The organism is Streptomyces sp. NPDC091972, assembly GCF_044756385.1.
Lineage (GTDB): Bacteria > Actinomycetota > Actinomycetes > Streptomycetales > Streptomycetaceae > Streptomyces.
The window spans coordinates 63,731-86,715 of record NZ_JBIVSV010000015.1 but is presented as its reverse complement, the minus strand read 5'-3'; the positions used below and the strand labels follow the sequence as shown (position 1 = coordinate 86,715).

Here is a 22,985-nt window from a genome sequence, read left to right as displayed (position 1 = left end):
CAGCTCCCCTGGCCGACTCGCCGCGGAGCGGTTTCCATGGTGATCGTGACGACGATCCGGCGAGACGCGATCACCCTGCCCGCCGCACCGCTGGGCCCCGACAACCCCCTGCCCCCGCTGCGGCTCCCGCACGAGGTGCACCGCGTGGACGTGCGCCACCGGGACGACCTGCCCCGCGACATGGCCCGGCAGGCCGGGTACGGGCACCTCGGGAGCCTGCTGCCGGTCCGCGTCCGGGACGGCTACGGCAGGCAGCGCGCACCCCGCACGTTCGAGACGCTCGTGATCGAGAACGACCGGCTCACGGCCACGGTCCTGCCCGGTCTCGGCGGCCGGGTCGCCTCCCTCGTGCACCGGCCGACCGGGCGTGAACTCCTCTACCGCAACCCGGTGTTCCAGCCCGCGAACTTCGCCCTCAACGGCGCCTGGTTCTCCGGCGGCATCGAGTGGAACATCGGCGCCACCGGCCACACCACCCTGTCCTGCGCCCCCCTGCACGCCGCCCGCGTGCCCGCCCCCGACGGCGGGGAGATGCTCCGCCTGTGGGAGTGGGAACGCCTGCGTGACCTGCCCTTCCAGGTGGACCTGTGGCTGCCCGACGGCTCGGACTTCCTGTACGTGGGGGTACGGATCCGCAATCCGCACCAGCGGCCGGTGCCGGGCTACTGGTGGTCGAACATCGCCGTGCCCGAAGGACGCACGGTGCTCGCCCCGGCCGAAACGGCCTGGCAGTTCGGCCACGAGCGCCACCTGCGCCGGGTCCCCGTCCCGCCCGACCCCCTGGCCGGCCCGCACGCCACCGACTACTTCTACGACCTGCCCGACGCACAGCGCCGCTGGATCGCCGCCCTCGACCCCGACGGCCACGGCCTCGTGCAGACCTCCACCGACCTCCTGCGCGGCCGCAAGCTGTTCGCCTGGGGCACCGGCAGCGGCGGCCGGCGCTGGCAGGAATGGCTCACCGAACCCGGCACCGGCGGCTACTGCGAGATCCAGGCAGGGCTCGCCCGCACCCAGCTGGAGCACGTACGCCTGGACGCCGAGAGCGAGGTGGCGTGGCTGGAGGCGTACGGGCCCCTGGCGGCGGCACCGGTGACGGCCGAGGCGGAGGCGCGCCTGGAGGCCGTGCTGCCGCGGGCCGCCGTCGACGAGGCCCACGCCGCCTGGACGCCGTACGCCGACGCCGAACCCGCCGGGATCCTGGCCGTCGGCTCGGGCTGGGGCGCCCTCGAAGTCCTGCGCGCCGGCTGGAAGCTGCCCGGCACCCCCTTCGAGGAGAGCACCCTCGGGCAGGCGCAGGCCCCCTGGCTGGAGCTGCTGCGGGCCGGGTCCCTGCCCGAACCGCGACGGGTACGTCCGCCCGGCGAGACGCTCGTCGCCCCGCACTGGCGGGACATGCTGGAGACCGCGCCCGCCACCCCGCTCACCGAGTACCACCTGGGGGTCGCCCAGTGGCACGCCGGCGACCGGGCGCAGGCCGTGCGCAGTTGGGAGCGGGGTCTCGAACTGGCGCCGTCCCGCTGGCCGTTGCTGCGCTGCCTCGCCGTCGCCGACCAGGTCACCGGCAACCGGGAGCGGGCCGCCGACCGGTACGCCGACGCCTTCGACGACCTGTGCCAGGAGCGGCGCGACGACGGCGAGTCCTGGACGGCGGCCACCGCCGCGCTCGGCCGCGAGACGCTGGAGGCGCTGCTCGCGGCGGGGCGTACGGCCGAGGCGCGTGCCGGGTGGGAGCGGCTGTACCCGGCCATCCGCGCCCGCGGCCGCTTCCGGCTGATCGAGGCCGGACTGCTGCTCGCCGAGGAACGGCCCGAGGCGGCCCGGGCGGTCTTCGAGGAGGGCTTCGAGGTCGCCGACCTGCGGGAGGGCGACGAGGCGATCGGCGACCTGTGGAGCCGGATCAGCGACGAACCGCTGCCGCCGCACCACGACTTCCGCATGCGGCCCGGGACGCAGGGCGCCGGTCCGGCTAGGTGACGTTGCGGTCCACGTACTCGTACACCACGCCGTCCGGGTGCATCGCGATCAGGTTGCGGCCCACCGGCGTGGGCACCGGGCCCGCGACGATCCGGGCGCCCAGCTCGCTCAGGAGCCGGTGGGCCTCGTCGACGTCCTTCACCGCGATGGTCGCCGCGACCTTGCGCAGCACCTCCAGCTCGGCCTCGGGGCCGCTCATCAGCAGGAAGCAGCCCACCGCGGCCACCTGGACGCCGCCGCGCTCGAAACGGAGGGCCGTGGCGCCCGCCAGCCGTTCGTAGAAGACGACCGCGGCCTCCAGGTCGTCGACACAGACACGCAGCGTGGTTCCCAGAATGTCCATGCGGACGAGCCTAGTTGGGGGGACCGGGGCGCGGTGATCGTTTCACGCGATCCTCCCCACCCGGCCGCCCGCAGCGCACACCGGGCCGGCGTTACGCGCACGCCCGCACGGGTACCCGGCGGTCATGGAGCGCTTGGATCACCTGGAGCATCTGGACAGGCATCTCGTCGACGAGCTGGCGCAGGTGGCGCGCGAGACCGTACGCGAGGAGCTGCGCGAGCAGACGCGCAAGCAGCGCCGTACGGCCATGCTGTACGCCGCGTCCGGCGCCGTCGCGCTGTACGCGGGAGCGGCCCTGGCACTCGCCGTGGGCCTCGCCCTCGCCCTCGGACTGCCCGACTGGGCCGCCGCGCTGATCACCGCCGTGATCCTGGCGGCCGTGGCCTACACACTGCGCGGGGCGGCCAAACCGTCCGCGTCCCGGCCGACGGCCGCGCGGGACGCCGAGGCGGCGGCCGTGCCGGACCGGGCCGCCGGGGGAGCGGCGCCGGTCGCCGCGCCGCCGAGCGGGCTCGGGACGCCGGTCCCGCCCATGCCGTCGGTCGCCCCCGAGACCCCCGCGAAGCCGGGCGCCGCGCCGCGACAGGACGACATCGACCCCGAGCAGCCGCACCACCGGGCCTGACGCCTGGTGCGCGGCGCATGGAAGGAAGCACGCGTGAAGCACGGCAAGGTCGTCGTGGTGACCGGGGCCAGCGGCGGCGTGGGACGGGCCACCGCCCGGGCCTTCGCCGAGAGCAGAGCCCGGGTCGCCCTGCTGGCCCGGGGCCGCGAGGGTCTCGCGGCCGCCGCCGACGAGGTGCAGCGGGCCGGCGGTGAGGCGCTCGTCGTGAGCGTCGACATGGCCGACCCCAAGGCCGTCGACGACGCCGCCCAGCAGGTCGTGGACGCCTACGGACACATCGACGTCTGGGTCAACAACGCCTTCACCGGGGTCTTCGCACCCTTCACGCAGATCACCCCGGACGAGTTCCGGCGGGTGACCGAAGTGACGTACCTGGGCTATGTGTTCGGCACCCGGGCCGCCCTGCACCACATGCTGCCCCGGGACCGCGGCAGCATCGTGCAGGTGGGGTCCGCGCTCGCCTACCGGGGCATCCCTCTTCAGTCCGCGTACTGCGGGGCCAAGCACGCCATCCAGGGCTTCAACGAGTCCCTGCGGTGCGAGCTGCTCCACTCGGGCAGCGGAGTCCGTACCACGATGGTGCAGCTCCCGGGCGTCAACACCCCTCAGTTCGACTGGGTGTTGAACCGGATGCCGGGCAAGGCCCGGCCGGTGGCGCCGGTGTACCAGCCGGAGGTCGCCGCCCGCGCGGTCGTCCACGCGGCCTCCCACGCGCGGCGGCGGGAGTACTGGGTGGGCGGGTCCACCGTGGCCACGCTCATCGCCAACGCGGTCGTACCGGGAGTGCTGGACCGCTACCTGGCCCGCACCAACGTCGAGGCGCAGCAGGAGGAGGGCGGGCACGAGGGCCCCGGGAACCTGTGGGCCCCCGCGGACGGGCCGCACGGCCGGGACTTCGGGGCGCACGGCCGGTTCGACGACGAGGCCGTGTCCTCCAGCCCGCAGGGCTGGCTGTCCCGGAACCGGGGACGCATGCTCATGGCCGCGGCCGCCGGCGGGGTGGGCGCCGCGGTGACCGCCGGTCTGCGGCGCCGGGGCTGAGACGAGGACCGGCCGGGCGGGGGAGCACCGGGGCCGGGGATCCGGGCCACGCGGTGCTCCCCCGCTCCGTCCGTCATCCCTGCTGGAGCTGGGGCAGCACCTTCGTCCGGTAGAAGTCGAAGAAGCCGCGCTGGTCGGGGCCGATCTGGTTCACGTAGACCCGGTCGAAGCCCGCGTCGGCGAAGGCGCTCAGCGCGGAGACGTGCTCGTCGACGTCGTCCCCGCACACCGCCTTCTCGCTCACCATCTCGTCGGTGACCAGCGGTCCCAGTTGCTCGAAGTGCCGCGGCGAGGGCAGGATCTGGGCCATCTCGCCGGGCAGGAACTGGTTGAACCACAGCTTGCGGACCGTACGCACGCACTCGTCGCGGTCGATGCCGTAGCAGACCTTCGTGCCGCCGATGACCGGCTTCCCGGCCCCGCCGCCCTTGCGGAACTGCTCCACCATCGACTCGTCGGGCGTCATCGTGATGAAGCCGTCGCCGACCCGGGACGCGAGCGCGGTGGCCGCCGGGCCGAAGCCGGAGATGTCGATGGGGACCGGCTCGTCGGGGATCGTGTACAGACGGGCGTTCTCCACCGTGTAGTGCGTGCCGTGGTGGTTGACCTCCTCGCCCGTGAAGAGGCGGCGCATCACCTGGATCGCCTCCTCCAGCATCTCCAGGCGGATGTGCGCGGGCGGCCAGACATGGCCGAGCACGTGCTCGTTCAGGGCCTCGCCGGAGCCGACGCCGAGGCGGAAGCGGCCGTTCGTCATCACGGCCGAGGTCGCCGCGGCCTGCGCCACCACCGCCGGGTGGATCCGCACGGTCGGGCAGGTCACGGCGGTCTCGATCGGCAGGGACACCGCCTCCGAGAGCGCGCCGATCACCGACCACACGAAGGGGCTCTGGCCCTGCGCGTCGTTCCACGGGTGGTAGTGATCGGAGATCCACAGCGAGCTGAAGCCCGCCTGCTCGGCCATCCGCGCCTGCTCGACGAGGTCCGCGGGACCGAACTCCTCGCACGACAGGAAATAGCCGTATTCGGGCATGGGGGGTACCTCCGGCGGTTCCGTGATCAGAGGGGCCCCGTCCGAGTACCCGGCGGCCCGTGCGGAAACCGGCGTTTGGGCGCTCCGGGCAGGGGGACGCGGAAGGCTCCCGAGGTACGCGACAGCCCCGGAGGCGAACCGTGAGTCGACCCCGCATCGTGATCGTCGGTGCCGGCTTCGCCGGGTACCGGACGGCCAAGGAACTGTCCCGAAAAGCCCGCGGCAAGGCCGACATCACCCTGCTGAACCCGACCGACTACTTCCTGTACCTGCCCCTGCTGCCCCAGGTCGCCGCCGGCCTCCTGGAACCCCGGCGGGTGACCGTCTCTCTCTCCGACACCCTGCCGAGGGTGCGGCTGGTCCTCGGCGAGGCCGACGGCATCGACCTGGACGCCCGCACCGTCCACTACACCGACCCCGAGGGCGGCCGCGGCACCCTCGGCTACGACCGGCTCGTGCTGGCCGCCGGCAGCGTCAACAAGCTGCTGCCCATCCCCGGCGTCGCCGAGCACGCGCACGGCTTCCGGGGCCTGCCCGAGGCGCTGTACCTGCGCGACCACGTGACCCGGCAGGTGGAGTTCGCCGCGGCCGCCGACGATCCGGAGACCTGCGCCGCCCGGTGCACCTTCGTCGTGGTGGGCGCGGGCTACACGGGGACCGAGGTCGCCGCGCACGGGCAGCTCTTCACCGACGCGCAGGTGCGCAGGCACCCGCTGCGCCGGGGCATGCGGCCGCGCTGGATCCTCCTGGACGTCGCCGAGCGGGTCCTGCCCGAACTCGACCCGCATCTCTCCCGCACCGCCGACCGCACGCTCAGGGAACGGGGCGTGGAGGTGCGGATGGGCACCTCCGTGAAGGAGGCCACACCGGAGGGGGTGCTGCTGACCGACGGCGAGTTCGTCGCGACCCGGTCGCTGGTGTGGTGCGTGGGAGTACGGCCCGATCCGCTCGCCGAGTCGCTCGGACTGCCCATGGAGCGCGGCCGGCTGCTCGTCGACCCGAACCTCCAAGTGCCGGGCCGGCCCGAGGTGTTCGCGTGCGGGGACGCGGCCGCGGTGCCCGATCTGGAGAACCCGGGGCAGTACACGCCGATGACGGCACAGCACGCCTGGCGGCAGGGCCGTGTCGCGGCCCTCAACGTCGCCGCCTCGCTCGGAGCCGGGGTGCGCCGCCCCTACGAGCACCGGGACCTGGGCTTCGTCGTGGACCTCGGCGGCGCGAAGGCCGCGGCCAATCCGCTCGGCGTCCCGCTGTCCGGCCTCGCCGCCGGTGCCGTCACCCGCGGCTACCACCTCGCCGCGATGCCGGGCAACCGGGTCCGGGTCGCCGCCGACTGGCTGCTGGACGCCGTACTCCCGCGCCAGGCCGTGCAGTTGGGCCTCGTGCGGTCCTGGTCGGTGCCGCTGGACACCGCCTCGCCGGAAGTGGCACGCGTCCCCGGACGACCGCAGGAGCAGCACAAGGCCGACGCCCGCTCCGGACCCGGCGCCGCGACCGAGCGGGAGACCGTTCCGGGGCACGGGACGCCGCAGCGCGGAGCGGCCGCGCAAGGTAGGCCGGACGGGTCGGGCGACCTCCTGGAGGAGGCCGAAGGGGCCGAGGAGGCCGAGATGACCGACGCGCGGGAGCCGACCGACGCGGGGAGCGCGGGCGAGGCGGTGATCGCGGAGGCGAAGGCCCGCGAGACGGCCGAACGGGAGTCGCCCGGGCGGGAGCCGGTGCGGTGGGGGTCACCGGAGTGGGAATCGCCGGAAGAGGTGCCGCCGGGCCTTTCCGCGCAGGACCGGGCGCCCGCACCCGCCGGGAACCCGCCCGGCCCGGAACCGGCCAGGAACCAACCGGGCCCGGAGCCCGCCAGGAACCAGCCCGGCGATGAACCCGCCAAGAACCAGCCGGCCGCCGAACCAGCAAGCAACCAGCCCGGCGGTGAGCCGGGACAAACCCCCGGTCCCGCCAAGCGCACTGACGCGGACCCCGCGGAAGGAGACTCATGAACACCGGTGAACTCGTCGAACTCGCCCAGCAGTTGCGTGTGGACAGTGTGCGCGCCTCGGCCGCCGCGGGCTCCGGGCACCCCACCTCCTCGATGTCCGCCGCGGACCTGATGGCCGTACTCCTCGCGAACCACCTCCGCTACGACTTCGAGCGCCCCGCACACCCCGGCAACGACCGCTTCGTACTGTCCAAGGGACACGCCTCACCGCTGCTGTACGCCGCGTACAAGGCGGCCGGTGCCGTCGACGACGAGGAACTGCTGACCTTCCGCAAGCTCGACAGCCGGCTCGAAGGACATCCGACCCCGCGCAGGCTCCCCTGGGTCGAGACGGCGACCGGATCACTGGGCCAGGGCCTGCCGGTGGGCGTCGGCATCGCGCTGTCCGGGAAGAAGCTGGACCGCGCCGACTACCGCGTGTGGGTGCTGTGCGGCGACAGCGAGCTCGCCGAGGGCTCGATCTGGGAGGCCGCCGAGCACGCCGGACACGAGCACCTCGACAACCTCACCGCGATCGTGGACGTCAACCGGCTCGGCCAGCGCGGCCCCACCCGGCACGGCCACGACCTCGACGCCTACGCCCGCCGCTTCCAGGCCTTCGGCTGGCACACCGTCGAGATCGACGGGCACGACGTGGACGCCGTCGACCGTGCGTACGGCGAGGCCGCGTCCACCAAGGGCCAGCCCACCGCGATCCTCGCCCGCACCCTCAAGGGCAAGGGCGTCGCCGACATCGAGGACCGCGAGGGACTGCACGGCAAGCCGCTCAAGGACGCCGACGAGGCGATCGAGGAGCTCGGTGGCGTCCGCGACCTCCGCGTCCGGGTGCAGGAGCCGCCGGCCGCCCGCATCCTGCACGCCGTCCGCGCCGGGCACCTCGAACTGCCCCGCTGGGACACCGGCGAGGAAGTGGCCACCCGCGACGCCTACGGACAGGCCCTCGCCGCCCTCGGCACCGGACGCGGTGACGTGGTCGCCCTCGACGGCGAGGTCGGCGACTCGACCCGTACCGAGTACTTCGCCAAGGAACACGCCGACCGCTACTTCGAGTGCTACATCGCCGAGCAGCAGATGGTCGCGGCCGCCGTGGGACTCGCCGCGCGCGGCTGGGTGCCGTACGCCGGCACCTTCGCGGCCTTCCTCACCCGTGCCTACGACTTCGTGCGCATGGCCTCCGTCAGCGGGGCCGGCATCAACCTCGTCGGCTCCCACGCGGGTGTCGCCATCGGGCAGGACGGGCCCAGCCAGATGGGCCTGGAGGACCTGGCGATGATGCGGGCGATCCACGAGTCGACCGTGCTGTACCCGTGCGACGCCAACCAGACGGCCCGCCTGGTCGCCGAGATGGCCGGCCTGGACGGCATCCGCTACCTGCGTACGGGCCGCGGCGAGAGCCCGGTGATCTACGGCCCCGACGAGGAGTTCCCGATCGGCGGCAGCAAGGTGCTGCGCTCCTCGGACGAGGACCGGCTCACCGTCGTCGCCGCGGGCGTCACCGTGCACGAGGCGCTCAAGGCCGCCGAGGCGCTGGAGCAGGAAGGCATCCGCATCAGGGTCGTCGACCTGTACTCGGTCAAGCCCGTCGACCGGGCCACCCTGCGCCAGGCCGCCGAGGACACCGGCTGTCTGCTGACGGTCGAGGACCACCGCGAGGAGGGCGGCCTCGGCGACGCCGTCCTCGACGCCTTCACCGACGGCCGCCCCGTACCGCGCCTGGTGCGCCTCGCGGTCCGTACGATGCCGGGCTCGGCCTCGCCGGAGGAGTCGCTGCACGCCGCCGGCATCGACGCCGAGTCGATCGCGGCCGCCGGGCGGCTCCTCGTGGAGCAGGCGATCGTGCCGTGAGCGGGGACGACGTACGGACCGTACGCGCCGGGAAGCGCACCGTGCAGGTGCACCGGCCCGGCAAGGTGCTCTTCCCCGGCGGCGACGGCGCCAAGGAGTACACCAAGGGCGACCTCGTCGACTACTACCGTGCCGTCGCGCCCTTCATGCTGCCGCACCTGCGGGGCCGTCCCCTGATGCTGGAACGGCATCCGGACGGCCTCGCCGGGCCCCTGTTCATGCAGAAGAACACCCCGGACTCCTACCCGGAGTGGATCAGCCGGGTCGAGGTGCCGAAGGAGGGCGGCACCGTCTGCCACACCGTCTGCGACGACACCGCCACCCTCCTGTACCTCGCCGACCAGGCCTCCCTCACCCTGCACCGCTGGCTGTCCCGGGTCGGGAGCGTCGAGCGGCCGGACCGGATGGTCTTCGACCTCGACCCGGCCGGCGACGACGACTTCGCCCTCGTGCGCGAGGCGGCCCTGCTGCTCGGAGAACTGCTCGACGAGCTGGAACTGCCCTCGGCGCTGATGACCACCGGATCGCGCGGGCTGCACGTGGTCGTGCCGCTCAACGGCCGGCACGACTTCGACGAGGTCCGCGAGTTCGCCAAGGACGTCGCCGACACCCTGGTCGCGGGCCACCCCGACCGGCTCACCACCGCCGCCCGCAAGAAGGACCGCGGCGACCGCCTCTACCTGGACGTACAGCGCAACGGCTACGCGCAGACGGCCGTCGCCCCCTACACCGTGCGGGCGAAACCCGGAGCGCCCGTGGCCACCCCGATGTCCTGGGACCAGCTCGACGATCCGGACCTGGACGCCCGCCGCTGGACCGTCGCCGACGCGGTCGAACAGGCCCGCACCGATCCCTGGGCCGGAGTGATGGCCAAGGGGCGCGCGCTGGGACCGGCCCGTCGCAGGTTGAACGCCTTGATGCCCTCTTGAAGGTTTGGCGAAGGAACGAGCGGCCACCCGAGGTGAGAGGTGCCATGTCGAACACAAAAAACTCATCCGAATCACAGAATTCACGGAACTCCCGCAAAGGGACAGAAGAGGACACGGAAGAGAACGTGGCGGAGAACCGGCGGCCGAACCCCATGGAGGTGCTGCGCAACGCGCGCACCCAGCTCGCCGAGCTGACCGGCATGGCCGCCGAGAACGTGTCGTCGTTCGAACAGACGGAGGACGGCTGGTCCCTCGAGATCGAGGTGCTCGAGCTGTCCCGCGTGCCCGACACGATGAGCCTGATGGCGAGCTACCAGGTCGAGCTCGACCCGGAAGGACAGCTCACCGGCTATCGGCGTGTTCGTCGTTACGAGCGCGGTCGCGCGGACGCACAGAGGCAGGGCGGCCGCTAGACCGCCGCCCCGGCGCACAGACATTCACTCACCAGCACACAGAAAAGGAGGCGCGGTCGACATGACCGTTGTCCCGGCACAACAGGGCGGTGGCGGAGGCGGCTCCAGCGGCCTCTACGACGTTCTGGAACTGGTCCTCGACAGGGGTCTCGTCATCGACGCGTTCGTACGGGTCTCCCTGGTCGGCATCGAAATCCTGAAGATCGACGTACGGGTCGTGGTGGCCAGCGTCGACACGTATCTGCGCTTCGCCGAAGCGTGCAACCGGCTGGACCTGGAGTCCGGCCCGAACAAGAGCCCGGGTCTGCCCGACGTCGTCGGCTCGATCACCGAGTCGGGGGCGCGCGGCAAGTCCAAGGGCGCGCTGTCCGGCGCCGCGGAGACCATCTCCGACGCCTTCAAGCAGGCACGCGAGGGCGACGGCCAGAGCGAGTCCAGGCCGCGTGCCCGTAAGTCCACCGCTTCGCGCAGGAAGGAGGAACAGGAGTGAGCACGTACGTGTACGGCATCACCGCCGCTTCCCACCCCGCGCTGCCGGAGGACCTGGCAGGCGTCGGTGAGCCCGCGATGCCGGTGCGGGTGCTGAAGGAGGGCGAGCTGGCGGCCATCGTCAGCGATGCCCCGGAAGGGCTGCGGCCCAAGCGCCGTGACCTCCTCGCCCACCAGAACGTGCTGAGCGAGGCGGGCGCGGACGGCTGCATCCTGCCCATGCGGTTCGGCAGCGTGGCCCCCGACGACGGGACCGTCACCGGAGTGCTCGCGGAACGCCAGGACCACTACAAGGAGCGCCTGCGGACCCTTGAGGGCAAGGTCGAGTACAACGTCAAGGCCACGCACGACGAAGAGGCCGTCCTGCACCGCGTGATGTCCGACAACCCCGAGGTCCGGGCCATGACCGAGGCCAACCGGCAGGCGGGCGGCGGCAGTTACGAGGACCGCCTGCGGCTCGGCGAGATGGTCGTGGCCGCGGTCAAGGCCCGTGAGGCCGAGGACGCCGGCGAGGTGCAGCGCGCCCTGGAACCCGTGGCCGACGCGATCAGCGTGGGCCCCGAGTCCTCGGGCTGGCTGGCCAACGTGTCCTTCCTCGTGGAGCGCGACGCGGCGGCGTCCTTCCTGGACGCGGTCGACGAGCTGCGCAAGGCCCATCCGCACCTGGATCTGCGGGTCAACGGCCCGCTGCCGCCGTACAGCTTCGTCGACCCGGGCCCGGCCGAACCCGCGGGCACCACGGTCGGTGTCGACCACGCGGAGGAGTGAGTCGGTGTGGGTCTCATCGGAGAGGTGCTGCTGCTGCCGTTCGCCCCGGTGCGCGGCAGCGCCTGGGTGATCAAGCAGGTGCTGCACGAGGCGGAGCGCCTCTACTACGACCCGGCGACGGTCCGGGCCGAACTCGCCCGGCTCGAGGAGCGGCTCGAGGCGGGCGAGATCGACGAGGAGGAATTCGACCGACAGGAGGACGAGCTCCTCGAACGACTGGAGATCGGCCTGCGCGGCGGCGCGGGGACTGGCGACGGGACGACGAGATGAACCGCATGGGACTGGGCCTCGCCATAGGGGCCGGATACGTCCTCGGACGTACCAAGAAACTGAAACTGGCTTTCGCCGTCGGCTCGGTGGTGGCCGGCAAGAAGATGAACCTGACCCCGCGGGCGGTGGCCGAACTGGTCTCCCAGCAACTGCTGAAGAACCCGCAGTTCAAGGAGATAGGCGACACGCTCCGCCAGGACCTGCGAGGCGTCGGCAAGGCGGCCTCCGGTGCCATGGTGGAGCGGCAGATCGACGCCATCGCCGACCGGCTGCACGGACGGACCGCCCAGGTCCGTGACCAGCTCTCGGGTGTGGCGCCCCAGGTGCCGGGCCTCTCCGACGACGAGGACGAGGAGTCCGAAAGGGACGAGGAGCCCGAGGAGGAGGAGACTGGGAACACGGAGGCCGAGGCCGACGAGGAGCCCTCGGACGACGAGGCCGAGGAAGACGGGGCCGAGGACGAGCAGGACGAGGCTCCGGCGGCGAAGAGGACCGCCAAGAAGGCCCCGGCCAAGAAGACGGCCGCGAAGAAGGAGCCCGGCCGCAAGCCGCCCGCGAAGAAGACGGCGCAGGGCCAGAGCCGCTCGGGCGCCAAGAAGGCCGCGGCCAAGAAGACGACGGCGAAGAAGACGGCCGCCAAGAAGACGACCGCGGCCAGGGGAGCCGGCCGGAGCACGCGCTCCCGGCTGCCGAAGGGAGGCGGTGAGTGATGACCGAGACACTCGGATCCGCCACCGACAAGGCCAAGAGCAACCCGCTCACCGACGTGGCCCACAGCGAGGCCGCCGACCGGCTCAAGGCCGAGTTGCAGGAGTACTTCGCCGCGCAGGCCCAGCGCATGCTGGTCGGTGTCGGGCGCAAGCTGGGCGAGACCACCGGCAAGCTGAACGACATCGCCGAGGGCAACAGCCCCGGTTTCGCCAAGCTCGCCCTCGACGGCGGCAAGAAGCTCGCCGAGGGCAAGGGGCCGCTGCGCAGCGCGCTGGAGCTCGGAGCGGGCAAGGCCAAGGACAGCGTGGTCGGCGCCTTCAAGAACCTCGGCGGCGGCAAGGGCAAGAAAAAGGGCGGCGCGGGCCAGAAGCCCACGGTGATCATCGAGTACATCGATGTCGGCGTGGACCTGCGCACGGCCTACGACCAGTGGACGCAGTACCAGTCCTTCTCCACCTTCGCGAAGGGCGTCAAGAGCGCGAACCGCGCCGACGACACCCACACCGACTGGCAGGCGAAGATCTTCTGGTCCAGCCGCAGCTGGAAGGCGACCACCACCGAACAGGTTCCCGACGAGCGGATCCAGTGGACCTCGGAGGGCGCCAAGGGCACGACCAAGGGTGTCGTCACCTTCCACAAGCTCGCCGACAACCTCACCCGCGTCCTGCTGGTGATCGAGTACTACCCCACGGGTCTCTTCGAGAAGACCGGCAACATCTGGCGCGCCCAGGGCCGTCGGGCCCGGCTCGACCTCAAGCACTTCGCCCGTTTCATCACCCTCAAGGGGGAGGCGGAGGACGGCTGGCGCGGCGAGATCCAGGACGGCGAGGTCGTCAAGAGCCACGAGGACGCGGTGGCGGAGGAAGAAGAGGCCGAGGGCGCCGAGGAAGAGGACGAGGAAGAGCAGGAGGGCCCCGACGCCGAGTACGAGACCGAGGACGAGCCCGAGGAAGAGGGCGAGCCCGAGGACGAGTACGAGGAGTACGACGAGGAGGAGCCCGAGGACGAGGTGGCCGAGGACGACGAGGCTGCCGAGGACGAGGTTCCCGAGGACGAGGAAGAGATGTCCGAGGAGGAGCTGCCCGAGGAGGAAGAGGAAGAGGAGTACGCCGAGGGCGGGAGCCGACGATGAGCATGCCCAGCCGGCTCCCGGATCCGTACGGACAGGGGAGCGGTGCCAACCTGGCCGACATCCTGGAGCGTGTGCTGGACAAGGGCATCGTGATCGCGGGAGACATCCGCATCAACCTGCTCGACATCGAGCTGCTCACGATCAAGCTGCGGCTCATCGTCGCCTCGGTCGACAAGGCCAAGGAGATGGGGATCGACTGGTGGGAGGACGACCCGGCGTTGTCCTCCCGCGCCCGCCGTGACGAACTCGCCCGGGAGAACAGCGAGTTGCGAGAACGGCTCGCGCGCCTGGAGGAGCTGGAGCCCACTCGGCGTGCCGAGGAGGAGGAGAGTTCATGACCGGACTGCGGTACGTGTACGCCGTCTGCCGTCCCTTCGGCACCCCGTTGCAGGCCCAGCTGGCCGGGGTCGCCGGGGACCCGCCCAGACTGCTGCACCACCACGGCCTGGTGGCCGTGGTCAGCCACGTACCGGAGCGCGACTTCGCCGAGGAGCCGCTCCGCAGGCATCTGGAGGACCTGGACTGGCTGACCCGGACCGTGCGCGCGCACCAGAGCGTGATCGACGCGCTCACCGTGGTGACCACTCCGCTGCCGCTCCGGCTCGGCACCGTGTTCCGCGACGACAGCGGGGTCCGGGTGATGATCGAGGAACGCGAGGAGAGCTTCCGGCGCACCCTCGACCGGCTCCAGGACCGGGTGGAGTGGGGCGTCAAGGTGTACGCCGAGACGGCGGCCCCGGCCGGTGCGGAGCCCGCCGAGGCGCCGGCCCGGCCGGCCTCGGGGCGGGACTATCTGCGCCAGCGCCGCCAGCGGGTGCGCTCGCACGAGGAGATGTGGCAGCAGGCGGAGGCGTTCGCGACCCGGCTGCACGAAACGCTGTCCGGATATGCCGAGGACGCGCGGCTGCACGCGCCGCAGAACCCCGCGCTTTCCGGGGCGTCCGGACAGAACATTCTGAATGCGGCCTATCTGGTGCCGCGCGCCGACTCCGAGGAATTCGTGGAAATGGTGGACCGCACGAAGGACGACGTGCCGGGAATGCGGGTGGAACTCACAGGGCCCTGGGCGGCTTATTCCTTCGCGGGGGAGGAACAGCAGCCGTGACCGTCATCGAACGCCGCGAGGTCGCCCTCGTCGACCTGCTCGACCGGCTGCTGGCCGGCGGGGTCGTCATCACCGGGGACATCACCCTGCGCATCGCGGACGTCGACCTCGTCCGCATCGACCTGAACGCGCTGATCAGCTCGGTCAACGCGCAAGTTCCCTCACCGTTCGAGGAGTTGCTGTGACGGCCCGACGCAATCGGCTGGACCTGGAGCCCGACACGGTCGAGCGGGACCTGGTCAAGCTCGTGCTGACCGTCGTGGAGCTGCTGCGGCAGCTCATGGAGCGCCAGGCGCTGCGCCGGTTCGACGAGGGCGACCTGAGCGAGGAGCAGGAGGAGCGGATCGGGCTCACCCTGATGCTGCTCGACGAGCGCATGACCGAACTGCGCGAGCGGTACGGACTGCGGCCCGAGGACCTGAACCTGGACCTCGGGCCGCTCGGACCGCTGCTTCCCCGGGAGTGATGCCGGGGGCCGTCACCACCTGTACCAGCGGCCCCTGCCTCCGGACGACGTCGTGCCGCGCATCAGGAATCCCAGCAGCCACAGCACCAGCACGGCCAGTGCGATCCACCACAGTATTTTCACCGCGAATCCGGCGCCGAACAGAATCAGCACCAGAAGCAGGACCAGCAGAAGCGCAACCATGATGTGTACCTCCTGCTGTCCGAGTATCCGGAATACGAAGATTCAGGCGCTTTTCCGGCACAGAATTTCCCCGTGCGGCACACAGAACCACCCGTCGTCCTGCCGGCCCCATTTCCGCCAGGCGTCCGAGACGGCCCGCAGCTGCTCCACGGTGGCGTGGCCGCCCTCGACGGCCCGCTCCGCGTACGCCGAGGCCAGCGTGCGGTCCGCCCACAGCCCGCTCCACCACTCCCGCTCCTCGGCGGTGGAGTAGGTCCAGGTGCCGGAGGTCGCGGTGATGTCCGTCAGCCCGGCCCGCAGCGCCCAGGACTTCAGCCGCCGGCCGGCGTCCGGCTCCCCGCCGTTGGCCCGGGCCACCCGGCGGTACAGGTCCAGCCAGTCGTCCAGCCCCGCGGACGCGGGGTACCAGGTCATGGCCGCGTAGTCCGAGTCGCGCACCGCGACGAACCCGCCCGGCCTGGTCACCCGCACCATCTCGCGCAGAGCCCGCACCGGGTCCCCGACGTGCTGGAGCACCTGGTGGGCGTGGACCACACAGAAGGTGTCGTCCGGGAAGTCCAGCGCGTGCACGTCGGCGACCGCGAAGTCGACGTTGCCGAGTCCGCGCGCGGCGGCCGTCTCCCGGGCCCGGTCCAGGACGCCCGGCGCGTGGTCGACGCCGGTGACGTGACCGTCGGGGACCAGGGCGGCGAGGTCGGCGGTGATCGTGCCCGGCCCGCAGCCGATGTCCAGGATCCGCATGTGGGGCTTCAGCGAACCGAGCAGGTAGGCCGCGGAGTTGGCGGCGGTGCGCCAGGTGTGCGAGCGCAGTACGGACTCGTGGTGGCCGTGTGTGTAGACGGCGGTCTCCCGCGGCTTCTCCTGCTGCGTCTCCGGCGATGTCGGCATGACTGGGCTCCCCTTCTCGACAGGTCCGTCGGTACGCAGAACCGTACGCCCGCATGTCGAATGGTGAGACCCCCGTATTGGAATGTGGACTGATGGATCGTCAGCTCCCGGGCAGCGGGCGGTACACGGTGAGCGCCTCGGGCAGCTTCTCCAGGGTCACCTCGCCCCGCACCTCGGTCACCTCGCCGTCGTAGGCGAGGAGCGTGCCCGGCGCGACACCCGTCAGACGCAGCCGTCCCACCTGGACCGCCGCGTGCGCGGGGGAGCGGGTCAGCGGACCCGCGACGGCCGCGGCGAGCAGGCGCAGCGCGGGCCGGCGCCCGCCGTGCACCACCCGCACGTCGAACCGGCCGTCGGCGAGGTCGGTGCGGCGGCCGGGGGCGAGACCCATCCGGTGGTAGGTGCCGTTGCCCACGAACAGCAGCCACAGCGGCCGGGTCCGGCCGCCGAACTCGGCCTCCAGCGGATGCCGGTCGGCCCGCAGCACCCGCAGCGCCCCGAGCACCCCGGCCGGCCAGCCGCCGATCCGGCCCGACCAGCGCTCCCGCTCCCGCACCAGCTCCGGGTACACGCCCAGGCTGCACCCGTTGACGAAGACGCCCTCCCGGCCGTCGCTGACGTACCGGCCCACGTCGACGCGCACGGCCTCGCCCCGGCGGACCGCACTGGTGAGATCGCGCGCGCCCTCCACCCCGAGGTCGTAGGCGAAGTGGTTCAGGGTGCCGCCCGGCAGCACCGCCAGGGGCACGCCGTGCCGCAGGGCGATCTCGGCGGCCGCGTTGACCGTGCCGTCGCCACCGCACACGCCCAGCACCGTGGCACGGGCCGCGGCCTTCTCCAACTCGGCCCGTACATCGGTCGGTTCGCACTCGACGATCTCGGCCATCGGCAGCCCGTCGTGCAGGGCGCGCACCCGCTCCGCGGTGCCCGAGGCGGTGTTCGCCACCATCACCAGACCCTCGCCCTGCGGCAGCGCGGGAACCTCCGCGCGGGGCCGGGCCGGCGGCACGACCTGGGCGCGGGTGGGCACCAGGCCCCGTACGGCGAACGCGGCGCCCGCGCCGAGGGCCGCACCGGCCAGGACGTCGCTCGGGAAGTGCACGCCCGTGTACACCCGGGACAGCGCGACGGACCAGGCGAGCGGGCCCACCGCCGCGCCCCACGCCGGGGACTCCAGCGCCACGCCGGTCGCGAAGGCGGCCGCGGAGGCGGCGTGCCCGGAGGGGAACGAGGTGGTGATCGGCCGGTGCCCGAGCTGCCGGGCCCGCGGGACCGGGTCCAGGGCGGGGCGGGTGCGGCGCACCGAGCGCTTGCCGAGGGTGTTGACGGTCAGGGAGGCCAGGGTCAGGGAGGCGAGACCGCGGGCGGCGGCCCTGCGGGACCGGGGGGTGCGGCTCGCGGCCATCGCGGCGGCGGTGGCGAACCAGAGGACACCGTGGTTCGCGCTCCTGCTCAGCCGGGGCAGCACCGGCTCGGCCGCGGGCCAGTTCCGGGCGGCCGCGAACGCGAAGAGACGGGAGTCCAGGGCGAGCAGGCGGTCGCGCAGCGGGCGCACGCCGGTGCGGAGGGCGGTGAGATCAACGTCTGGGCTCATGCCCTTGCGGGTACCCGCCGTCGGGGCGCTTGGTCGGTGCCGTCCGCCGGCCGTACGGAGCCGGTCGCGCGGTTCCCCGCGCCCTTTATGTGTTTGCCCGGGTCTCGCCTCTGCACCCACAATGCCGCCCATGGGACATCTGGAAGCCGCACATCTCGAGTACTACCTTCCCGACGGGAGGGCGCTGCTCGGCGATGTGTCGTTCCGGGTGGGCGAGGGGGCCGTGGTGGCCCTCGTCGGGCCGAACGGCGCGGGGAAGACCACCTTGCTGCGGCTGATCTCCGGCGAGCTCAAGCCGCACGGCGGGACGGTCACCGTGAGCGGCGGCCTGGGTGTGATGCGCCAGTTCGTGGGGTCCGTGCGGGACGAGACGACCGTTCGGGACCTGCTCGTGTCGGTCGCGCCGCCCGGCATCCGGGAGGCCGCGCAGGCCGTCGACCGGGCCGAGCACCTGATCATGACCGTCGACGACGAGGCCGCCCAGCTGAAGTACGCGCAGGCGCTGTCCGACTGGGCCGAGGTGCGCGGGTACGAGTCCGAGACGCTCTGGGACATGTGCACGACGGCCGCGCTCGGGGTGCCCTACGACAAGGCGCAGTTCCGGCAGGTGCGGACGCTGTCCGGCGGTGAGCAGAAGCGGCTCGTGCTGGAGGCGCTGCTGCGCGGCACGGACGAGGTGCTGCTGCTGGACGAGCCGGACAACTACCTCGACGTGCCCGGCAAGCGCTGGCTGGAGGAGCGGCTCGCGGAGACCCGCAAGACCGTCCTGTTCGTCTCCCACGACCGGGAACTGCTGTCCCGGGCCGCCGAGAAGATCGTCTCCGTGGAACCCTCGCCCACCGGTGCGGACGCCTGGGTGCACGGCGGCGGGTTCGCCACCTACCACGAGGCGCGGCGCGAACGCTTCGCGCGCTTCGAGGAGTTGCGCCGGCGCTGGGACGAGAAGCACGCGCAGCTCAAGAAGCTGGTGCTGAACCTCCGCCAGGCGGCCAGCATCAGCCACGAGCTGTCCTCCCGCTACCAGGCGGCCCAGACCCGCCTGCGCAAGTTCGAGGAGGCCGGACCGCCGCCCGAGCCGCCGCGCGAGCAGGACATCACCATGCGCCTCAGGGGCGGCCGCACCGGCGTCAGGGCCGTCACCTGCAAGGGACTTGAACTGACCGGCCTGATGAAGCCCTTCGACCTGGAGGTCTTCTACGGTGAACGGGTCGCCGTCCTGGGCTCCAACGGCTCCGGGAAGTCGCACTTCCTGCGACTGCTGGCGGGGGACACCGGCGTCGCCCACACAGGGCAGTGGAAGCTCGGGGCGCGGGTCGTGCCCGGCCACTTCGCGCAGACCCACGCCCACCCCGAGCTGTTCGGCCGCACCCTCCTCGACATCCTCTGGAAGGAGCACGCCCAGGACCGCGGCCCCGCGATGTCCCGGCTGCGCCGCTACGAGCTGACCGGACAGGCCGAGCAGAGCTTCGACCGGCTCTCCGGAGGCCAGCAGGCCCGCTTCCAGATCCTGCTGCTGGAGCTCCAGGGCGTCACCGCGCTCCTCCTGGACGAGCCCACGGACAACCTCGACCTGGAGTCCGCCGAGGCCCTCCAGGAGGGCCTGGAAGCCTTCGACGGCACCGTCCTCGCGGTCACCCACGACCGCTGGTTCGCGCGGTCCTTCGACCGGTACCTCGTCTTCGGCTCGGACGGCCGGGTGCGCGAGACCCCGGAGCCGGTCTGGGACGAACGACGCGTCGAACGGGTCCGGTGACCGACGGCCACCGGACCCGTCCGCGGCCTCTCAGGCCCCGCGCAGCAGGGCGCCCAGGCCGCCCACCGGGGCCTCCTCGGCCACCGGCGTCACCGACAGCGCCGGCGCGCCCGTCGCCACCGCCGACCTGATCAGCGCGTCGTCCGCGCGCACCGACCAGGTGATCTGCTCACCGAGGATCGTCAGATCCGTGCGGCGCACCGCCACCTGGTCCGGGTCCTCCCCGGCCCAGACCCCGCGGTGCGCGTCGGGCCCGTCCGGACGTATCAGGAGCTCGTCGATACGGTGTTCACGCGCGGCCTCGACCAGCGCGGAAAGGCCCTCCACGGCCCCCGGGCGGCCGTCGTCGCCCGGCGCGCGGGCCGCGAGGAACCGTTCCAGCTCCCGCTCCGCGCGCCGCCGTACGCGCTCGGCGCGGGCCCGCTCCACGTCCTCGTCGAGCAGCCGGCTCCCGGCGCCGTGCCCGGCCTCCACCACCCGGCCGTGCAGCCGCTTCGGCAGCCGCTCGTGCACCGACCGCTTCTCCCGCTCCGCACCGACCAGGACCAGCAGATCGGCACCGGTCTCCTCCTGGCAGACGGCGAGCGCGTCGGCGATCTCCGCCGCGTTGTGCTCCCAGCTGTTCTCCACCCGCAGCTGGAAGTGCCGCTCCGACCAGTCCGAGCTGCTCGTCCGGTGCACGGGCCACTGCCTGCCGGCGACCGACCCCGCGCCCTGCCTGCCGAGCGCCCCGCGCAGCTCGAAGTCGGCGCCCTTGCGGTCGACGTACGCCACCACGCACACCGGGTCCTCGCCGGCCAGTTCCAGAAGGGGCGCGGTGTGCGGCAGCGGGGCCCAGCACACCAGGCCGGCTTCCGGGGACCTGGTCAGGGGCGGGTCCAGGACCACCTCGCCGGCCCGTGCGAAGACGGCCCGGCCGCGCGGTTCCGACGAGTGCCGCAGTTCCTCCAGCGCCTCCCGCACGGCCACGCAGGTCTTCTCGTCGGCGCCCTGCGCGGACAACTCGCGGGAGACCGCGACCGCCGCCAGGTGCCGTTCGTGAGGGGTGTCCTCCGTGCGCCGTGAGGTGTCGACGTACACGGAGGCCCAGGGGCCCGGATGTTCGTAGAGTGGACGCAGGAAAGCGAGATCCATCGGTTCCCTCCCGGATGCCGCTCGGGGGCAGTGCGGTAATGCTTGCGGGGCGGGTACCCGAGGCCCATGAACGAACACGACGAGCGGACCACCACCATGACCGGAGTCGACCCCAGCCAGTTGGACGACCAGCAGCTCATGAAAGAGCTGGAGACCATCCACCGCACCCGGCACGAGACCCTGCTCCACGGCTCGAACGACGCGCTCAGCACGCACAACGAGCGCATGGCCCGGCTCGAGGGCGAGTATCTGCGCCGCAACCCGCGCCGGACCGTGGCCGCGGGCCGGACGCGCGAGGGCGCCCGGGAGCGCGGGTCGGGGGAGTCGGCGACGCCGGCGCTGGACTGACCGTGCGCAGCCCGGGAGCAGCCGAAGGCGGCCTGCCGATCCCCTGATCAGCAGGCCACCGGTGCGCTGCCCGCAGGGCTCAGTGGCGCGTCGGCCCCCGGCGCCGGTGCGCGGCGATCGCCGCCGCGGACGCGGCCGGGAGCCCCGGCTAGGCGGCCTCCTTCGCGAACACGTCGAGGAACGTCTCGCAGAACGCCTTGAGGTCGTCCGGCTTACGGCTGGTGACCAGTTTGTTGTCACCGTGGTCGCAGACCTTCACCTGCTCGTCCACCCAGGTGCCGCCCGCGTTGCGGATGTCCGTCCGCAGACTCGGCCACGAGGTGAGCACCCGGCCCCGTACGACGTCCGCCTCGACGAGCGTCCACGGCGCGTGGCAGATCGCGGCCACCGGGCGGCCCTGCGTGAAGAAGTCCCGCACGAACGCCACGGCCTTCTCGTCCATCCGCAGGAAGTCGGGGTTGGCCACCCCGCCGGGCAGCACCAGAGCGCCGAAGGAGTCCGCGGACGTCTCGCCCACGACCTCCTGCACGGGGAAGGTGTCCGCCTTGTCGAGATGGTTGAACGCCTGGATCGTGCCGGACTCCGTCGAGACGAGCACGGGTTCGTGCCCCGCGTCCACCGCCGCCTGCCACGGATCGGTGAGCTCGATCTGCTCGACGCCCTCGGGTGCGGTCAGAAACGCGATGCGCATGATGATTCAACGTCCTTTCCTGGAAAGCCTTTTCCTCATACGGGTTCCCCGCCGTCCGGGTCCGCGCGGCTGATGTCGGCGAGCGCCGAGCCCGGGTCGCGGGCCTCGGCGATGTCGCCGAGGCTCACCATGCCGACCGGCAGACCGTCCTCGACGACCGGCAGCCGCCGCACGGCGTGGGCCCGCATCAGCGCGGCCGCCTGCGTCACCGGGTCGCCGGGGGCGACCGTCAGCGGGTCGGGCGTGCACACCGACCGGGCGCTCACCGTCAGCGGGTCCACGCCGTCGGCGACCGCCCGGACCGTGATGTCCCGGTCGGTGAGCACCCCCACCACGTGCTGACCGTCGGCCACGACGACATCGCCGATGTCCTGCGCGCGCATCAGCCGCGCCGCCTCGACCAGCGAGGCGTCCGGGCGGACGGCCACCACTCCGGGCGTCATCACGTCCCGGACGAGCTCCGCCGTCACGGGGTGCCCGCCGTCCGGGTCAGTGCCCGCGCCAGTTCCTGCACCGTGGCGTAGGTCTCCTTGCCCGGCAGTGCCTCCACCGCCTCGGTGAGGGGGTCGGGGGCGTTCTTGCGGCGCAGCACCCGCGCCAGCTCCCCGGGAGCGGCGGGGAACGAGCTGCGGCCCAGGAGCCGGGCCAGCTCCAGCCGGACGGTCTCCAGCGACGCCCCGTCGCTGCCCGGCGTCACGGGTCCGCCCCAGACCTGCGGATCGTCGTCGGCGGTCGGCTCCGGATCGTTCCACTCCTCGGTCCGGGTGGGGTGCCCGGAGCGGAGCAGTCCCTGGAGTTCGTGCTTCATCTCGTCGTCGCGGTGGCGGCTCAGCCGGTCGCTGCCTCGCTGCATGTCTCCCTCCAGATCTTCGGGGTCCGCACCGCGTACCCGTGCACCGGAGGCCGACACGGGGTTTGCCGGACAGAAGTCGGGAGACCCGTTCGGAACCCCCCGCGCACCTCCCTTGGGAAGGACATGGCGATGGTGCTCCTCGCCGCGCTCATACCGATCCTCATGCTCGCCGCCGTCCTCGCGCTGGGCAGGTACGAGGAAGTCATGCTGCCGGAGCCCGAGGGCGACCGGCTCGAACCGGCCGCCCTCCCGACGGCTGCTTCGCCCGCCCCGGCGGGAACTCCGGCACCTTCGCCCTGAGGCCCCGCCTCCCCCTGGACGCCCGGTTCTCCGCTCGCCTCCAGTGACCCGTACGGCTGCCTGGGGCGTCCGTGTCCGGGGAGTCGGCCCGCGGGCACCGA

General features: G+C 72.6%; 28 protein-coding genes. 19 read left to right on the top strand and 9 right to left on the bottom strand.

Annotated elements, in window-relative coordinates; genetic code table 11:
* The first annotated feature begins 36 nt into the window (after positions 1 to 36).
* Positions 37 to 1,977, top strand: coding sequence for a DUF5107 domain-containing protein (locus ACIQJT_RS34775; protein WP_402649746.1), 1,941 nt, complete (start codon positions 37 to 39; stop codon positions 1,975 to 1,977).
* On the opposite strand, the gene ACIQJT_RS34770 is transcribed toward ACIQJT_RS34775, so the two are convergent.
* Positions 1,970 to 2,320 (bottom strand): VOC family protein, encoded by a 351-nt coding sequence (locus ACIQJT_RS34770; protein ID WP_053850351.1) that lies wholly within the window; start codon positions 2,318 to 2,320, stop codon positions 1,970 to 1,972. The two genes, ACIQJT_RS34775 and ACIQJT_RS34770, sit on opposite strands and share 8 nt — an antisense overlap.
* A gap of 124 nt (positions 2,321 to 2,444) precedes the next feature.
* Here ACIQJT_RS34770 and ACIQJT_RS34765 point away from each other — a divergent pair, with 124 nt between their 5' ends.
* The gene (locus tag ACIQJT_RS34765) at positions 2,445 to 2,945 is read left to right on the top strand and encodes a phage holin family protein (protein ID WP_402649745.1); all 501 of its coding nucleotides are present in this window, start codon (positions 2,445 to 2,447) and stop codon (positions 2,943 to 2,945) included.
* A 33-nt stretch (positions 2,946 to 2,978) separates the two neighbouring features.
* Positions 2,979 to 3,986: an SDR family oxidoreductase gene (locus ACIQJT_RS34760; protein WP_402649744.1), complete on the top strand. Its 1,008-nt coding sequence runs from the start codon at positions 2,979 to 2,981 to the stop codon at positions 3,984 to 3,986.
* Positions 3,987 to 4,059: 73 nt separating this feature from the next.
* On the opposite strand, the gene ACIQJT_RS34755 is transcribed toward ACIQJT_RS34760, so the two are convergent.
* Positions 4,060 to 5,019: an LLM class F420-dependent oxidoreductase gene (locus ACIQJT_RS34755; RefSeq protein WP_365458610.1), complete on the bottom strand. Its 960-nt coding sequence runs from the start codon at positions 5,017 to 5,019 to the stop codon at positions 4,060 to 4,062.
* Positions 5,020 to 5,159: 140 nt separating this feature from the next.
* Here ACIQJT_RS34755 and ACIQJT_RS34750 point away from each other — a divergent pair, with 140 nt between their 5' ends.
* The 13 genes from ACIQJT_RS34750 (at position 5,160) to ACIQJT_RS34690 (ending at position 15,140) form a co-directional block, all read left to right on the top strand.
* Positions 5,160 to 7,013, top strand: coding sequence for an FAD-dependent oxidoreductase (locus ACIQJT_RS34750; protein ID WP_402649743.1), 1,854 nt, complete (start codon positions 5,160 to 5,162; stop codon positions 7,011 to 7,013).
* Positions 7,010 to 8,857, top strand: a complete 1,848-nt coding sequence (locus ACIQJT_RS34745) for a transketolase (protein ID WP_402649742.1) — start codon at positions 7,010 to 7,012, stop codon at positions 8,855 to 8,857. The genes ACIQJT_RS34750 and ACIQJT_RS34745 overlap by 4 nt, the downstream gene beginning before the upstream one ends.
* Positions 8,854 to 9,786: a non-homologous end-joining DNA ligase gene (ligD, locus tag ACIQJT_RS34740; protein WP_402649741.1), complete on the top strand. Its 933-nt coding sequence runs from the start codon at positions 8,854 to 8,856 to the stop codon at positions 9,784 to 9,786. Before ACIQJT_RS34745 ends, ligD begins: the two co-directional genes overlap by 4 nt.
* A gap of 44 nt (positions 9,787 to 9,830) precedes the next feature.
* Positions 9,831 to 10,199 (top strand): gas vesicle protein, encoded by a 369-nt coding sequence (locus ACIQJT_RS34735; protein WP_365458622.1) that lies wholly within the window; start codon positions 9,831 to 9,833, stop codon positions 10,197 to 10,199.
* A 61-nt stretch (positions 10,200 to 10,260) separates the two neighbouring features.
* Entirely contained in the window at positions 10,261 to 10,689 is a 429-nt protein-coding gene (locus tag ACIQJT_RS34730) for a gas vesicle structural protein GvpA (RefSeq protein WP_020119150.1), read from the top strand.
* Positions 10,686 to 11,456, top strand: a complete 771-nt coding sequence (locus ACIQJT_RS34725; RefSeq protein ID WP_365458625.1) for a GvpL/GvpF family gas vesicle protein — start codon at positions 10,686 to 10,688, stop codon at positions 11,454 to 11,456. The genes ACIQJT_RS34730 and ACIQJT_RS34725 overlap by 4 nt, the downstream gene beginning before the upstream one ends.
* 6 nt (positions 11,457 to 11,462) lie before the next feature.
* Positions 11,463 to 11,726, top strand: a complete 264-nt coding sequence (locus tag ACIQJT_RS34720) for a gas vesicle protein GvpG (protein ID WP_365458627.1) — start codon at positions 11,463 to 11,465, stop codon at positions 11,724 to 11,726.
* On the top strand, positions 11,723 to 12,436 hold the full coding sequence (locus ACIQJT_RS34715) for a DNA primase (RefSeq protein ID WP_402649740.1): 714 nt from the start codon (positions 11,723 to 11,725) through the stop codon (positions 12,434 to 12,436). The genes ACIQJT_RS34720 and ACIQJT_RS34715 overlap by 4 nt, the downstream gene beginning before the upstream one ends.
* Complete coding sequence (locus ACIQJT_RS34710; RefSeq protein ID WP_402649739.1) at positions 12,436 to 13,569, top strand: SRPBCC family protein; 1,134 nt, start codon at positions 12,436 to 12,438, stop codon at positions 13,567 to 13,569. Before ACIQJT_RS34715 ends, ACIQJT_RS34710 begins: the two co-directional genes overlap by 1 nt.
* Positions 13,566 to 13,907, top strand: a complete 342-nt coding sequence (locus ACIQJT_RS34705; RefSeq protein WP_053850363.1) for a gas vesicle protein — start codon at positions 13,566 to 13,568, stop codon at positions 13,905 to 13,907. The genes ACIQJT_RS34710 and ACIQJT_RS34705 overlap by 4 nt, the downstream gene beginning before the upstream one ends.
* A complete protein-coding gene (locus ACIQJT_RS34700) occupies positions 13,904 to 14,674 on the top strand; it encodes a GvpL/GvpF family gas vesicle protein (RefSeq protein ID WP_402649738.1) in 771 nt (256 codons plus the stop codon). The genes ACIQJT_RS34705 and ACIQJT_RS34700 overlap by 4 nt, the downstream gene beginning before the upstream one ends.
* Complete coding sequence (locus ACIQJT_RS34695; protein ID WP_037706474.1) at positions 14,671 to 14,859, top strand: gas vesicle protein; 189 nt, start codon at positions 14,671 to 14,673, stop codon at positions 14,857 to 14,859. Before ACIQJT_RS34700 ends, ACIQJT_RS34695 begins: the two co-directional genes overlap by 4 nt.
* Positions 14,856 to 15,140: a gas vesicle protein K gene (locus tag ACIQJT_RS34690; RefSeq protein WP_053850365.1), complete on the top strand. Its 285-nt coding sequence runs from the start codon at positions 14,856 to 14,858 to the stop codon at positions 15,138 to 15,140. The genes ACIQJT_RS34695 and ACIQJT_RS34690 overlap by 4 nt, the downstream gene beginning before the upstream one ends.
* Before the next feature lie 12 nt (positions 15,141 to 15,152).
* Here ACIQJT_RS34690 and ACIQJT_RS34685 read toward each other — a convergent pair whose 3' ends face one another.
* The 3 genes from ACIQJT_RS34685 to ACIQJT_RS34675 all read right to left on the bottom strand — a co-directional run bounded on the left by ACIQJT_RS34685 (position 15,153) and on the right by ACIQJT_RS34675 (position 17,805).
* A complete protein-coding gene (locus tag ACIQJT_RS34685) occupies positions 15,153 to 15,323 on the bottom strand; it encodes a hypothetical protein (protein WP_053850366.1) in 171 nt (56 codons plus the stop codon).
* 42 nt (positions 15,324 to 15,365) lie between these two features.
* Positions 15,366 to 16,211, bottom strand: a complete 846-nt coding sequence (locus tag ACIQJT_RS34680; RefSeq protein WP_402649737.1) for a class I SAM-dependent methyltransferase — start codon at positions 16,209 to 16,211, stop codon at positions 15,366 to 15,368.
* Between the two features lie 100 nt (positions 16,212 to 16,311).
* Entirely contained in the window at positions 16,312 to 17,805 is a 1,494-nt protein-coding gene (locus ACIQJT_RS34675) for a bifunctional phosphatase PAP2/diacylglycerol kinase family protein (protein ID WP_402649736.1), read from the bottom strand.
* Positions 17,806 to 17,935: 130 nt separating this feature from the next.
* Between ACIQJT_RS34675 and ACIQJT_RS34670 the strand changes: the two genes are divergently transcribed.
* Positions 17,936 to 19,558, top strand: coding sequence for an ABC-F family ATP-binding cassette domain-containing protein (locus ACIQJT_RS34670; RefSeq protein WP_402649735.1), 1,623 nt, complete (start codon positions 17,936 to 17,938; stop codon positions 19,556 to 19,558).
* 30 nt (positions 19,559 to 19,588) lie between these two features.
* Here the strand turns inward: ACIQJT_RS34670 and ACIQJT_RS34665 are convergent, their stop codons facing one another.
* Positions 19,589 to 20,692: a Vms1/Ankzf1 family peptidyl-tRNA hydrolase gene (locus tag ACIQJT_RS34665; protein WP_402649734.1), complete on the bottom strand. Its 1,104-nt coding sequence runs from the start codon at positions 20,690 to 20,692 to the stop codon at positions 19,589 to 19,591.
* 66 nt (positions 20,693 to 20,758) lie between these two features.
* On the opposite strand from ACIQJT_RS34665, the gene ACIQJT_RS34660 reads away from it, so the two are divergent.
* Positions 20,759 to 21,040 carry a DUF6158 family protein gene (locus ACIQJT_RS34660; protein ID WP_053850371.1) on the top strand — a complete coding sequence of 94 codons (282 nt, stop codon included), beginning with the start codon at positions 20,759 to 20,761 and terminating at the stop codon, positions 21,038 to 21,040.
* A gap of 148 nt (positions 21,041 to 21,188) precedes the next feature.
* Here the strand turns inward: ACIQJT_RS34660 and ACIQJT_RS34655 are convergent, their stop codons facing one another.
* Genes ACIQJT_RS34655 through ACIQJT_RS34645 form a run of 3 tightly spaced genes read right to left on the bottom strand, consistent with a single transcriptional unit; the run spans position 21,189 to position 22,584 of the window.
* Positions 21,189 to 21,731, bottom strand: a complete 543-nt coding sequence (locus ACIQJT_RS34655; protein WP_402649733.1) for a type 1 glutamine amidotransferase domain-containing protein — start codon at positions 21,729 to 21,731, stop codon at positions 21,189 to 21,191.
* 35 nt (positions 21,732 to 21,766) lie between these two features.
* Positions 21,767 to 22,201: a CBS domain-containing protein gene (locus tag ACIQJT_RS34650; RefSeq protein WP_365458656.1), complete on the bottom strand. Its 435-nt coding sequence runs from the start codon at positions 22,199 to 22,201 to the stop codon at positions 21,767 to 21,769.
* Positions 22,198 to 22,584 carry a DUF2795 domain-containing protein gene (locus tag ACIQJT_RS34645; protein ID WP_365458659.1) on the bottom strand — a complete coding sequence of 129 codons (387 nt, stop codon included), beginning with the start codon at positions 22,582 to 22,584 and terminating at the stop codon, positions 22,198 to 22,200. Before ACIQJT_RS34645 ends, ACIQJT_RS34650 begins: the two co-directional genes overlap by 4 nt.
* A gap of 123 nt (positions 22,585 to 22,707) precedes the next feature.
* Between ACIQJT_RS34645 and ACIQJT_RS34640 the strand changes: the two genes are divergently transcribed.
* Positions 22,708 to 22,884, top strand: coding sequence for a hypothetical protein (locus tag ACIQJT_RS34640; RefSeq protein ID WP_159044377.1), 177 nt, complete (start codon positions 22,708 to 22,710; stop codon positions 22,882 to 22,884).
* Positions 22,885 to 22,985 lie beyond the last annotated feature (101 nt).

Excerpts from the sequence above, each read along its gene's own strand:
- ACIQJT_RS34675 (WP_402649736.1), bottom strand. The coding sequence starts at position 17,805 with ATGAGCCCAGACGTTGATCTCACCGCCCTCCGCACCGGCGTGCGCCCG.
- ACIQJT_RS34770 (WP_053850351.1), bottom strand. The coding sequence starts at position 2,320 with ATGGACATTCTGGGAACCACGCTGCGTGTCTGTGTCGACGACCTGGAG.
- ACIQJT_RS34645 (WP_365458659.1), bottom strand. The coding sequence starts at position 22,584 with ATGCAGCGAGGCAGCGACCGGCTGAGCCGCCACCGCGACGACGAGATG.
- ACIQJT_RS34665 (WP_402649734.1), bottom strand. The coding sequence starts at position 20,692 with ATGGATCTCGCTTTCCTGCGTCCACTCTACGAACATCCGGGCCCCTGG.
- ACIQJT_RS34710 (WP_402649739.1), top strand. The coding sequence starts at position 12,436 with ATGACCGAGACACTCGGATCCGCCACCGACAAGGCCAAGAGCAACCCG.
- ACIQJT_RS34755 (WP_365458610.1), bottom strand. The coding sequence starts at position 5,019 with ATGCCCGAATACGGCTATTTCCTGTCGTGCGAGGAGTTCGGTCCCGCG.
- ACIQJT_RS34715 (WP_402649740.1), top strand. The coding sequence starts at position 11,723 with ATGAACCGCATGGGACTGGGCCTCGCCATAGGGGCCGGATACGTCCTC.
- ACIQJT_RS34745 (WP_402649742.1), top strand. The coding sequence starts at position 7,010 with ATGAACACCGGTGAACTCGTCGAACTCGCCCAGCAGTTGCGTGTGGAC.
- ACIQJT_RS34775 (WP_402649746.1), top strand. The coding sequence starts at position 37 with ATGGTGATCGTGACGACGATCCGGCGAGACGCGATCACCCTGCCCGCC.
- ACIQJT_RS34640 (WP_159044377.1), top strand. The coding sequence starts at position 22,708 with ATGGCGATGGTGCTCCTCGCCGCGCTCATACCGATCCTCATGCTCGCC.
- ACIQJT_RS34660 (WP_053850371.1), top strand. The coding sequence starts at position 20,759 with ATGAACGAACACGACGAGCGGACCACCACCATGACCGGAGTCGACCCC.
- ACIQJT_RS34705 (WP_053850363.1), top strand. The coding sequence starts at position 13,566 with ATGAGCATGCCCAGCCGGCTCCCGGATCCGTACGGACAGGGGAGCGGT.
- ACIQJT_RS34765 (WP_402649745.1), top strand. The coding sequence starts at position 2,445 with ATGGAGCGCTTGGATCACCTGGAGCATCTGGACAGGCATCTCGTCGAC.
- ACIQJT_RS34655 (WP_402649733.1), bottom strand. The coding sequence starts at position 21,731 with ATGCGCATCGCGTTTCTGACCGCACCCGAGGGCGTCGAGCAGATCGAG.
- ACIQJT_RS34730 (WP_020119150.1), top strand. The coding sequence starts at position 10,261 with ATGACCGTTGTCCCGGCACAACAGGGCGGTGGCGGAGGCGGCTCCAGC.
- ACIQJT_RS34680 (WP_402649737.1), bottom strand. The coding sequence starts at position 16,211 with ATGCCGACATCGCCGGAGACGCAGCAGGAGAAGCCGCGGGAGACCGCC.
- ACIQJT_RS34735 (WP_365458622.1), top strand. The coding sequence starts at position 9,831 with ATGTCGAACACAAAAAACTCATCCGAATCACAGAATTCACGGAACTCC.
- ACIQJT_RS34700 (WP_402649738.1), top strand. The coding sequence starts at position 13,904 with ATGACCGGACTGCGGTACGTGTACGCCGTCTGCCGTCCCTTCGGCACC.
- ACIQJT_RS34685 (WP_053850366.1), bottom strand. The coding sequence starts at position 15,323 with ATGGTTGCGCTTCTGCTGGTCCTGCTTCTGGTGCTGATTCTGTTCGGC.
- ACIQJT_RS34670 (WP_402649735.1), top strand. The coding sequence starts at position 17,936 with ATGGGACATCTGGAAGCCGCACATCTCGAGTACTACCTTCCCGACGGG.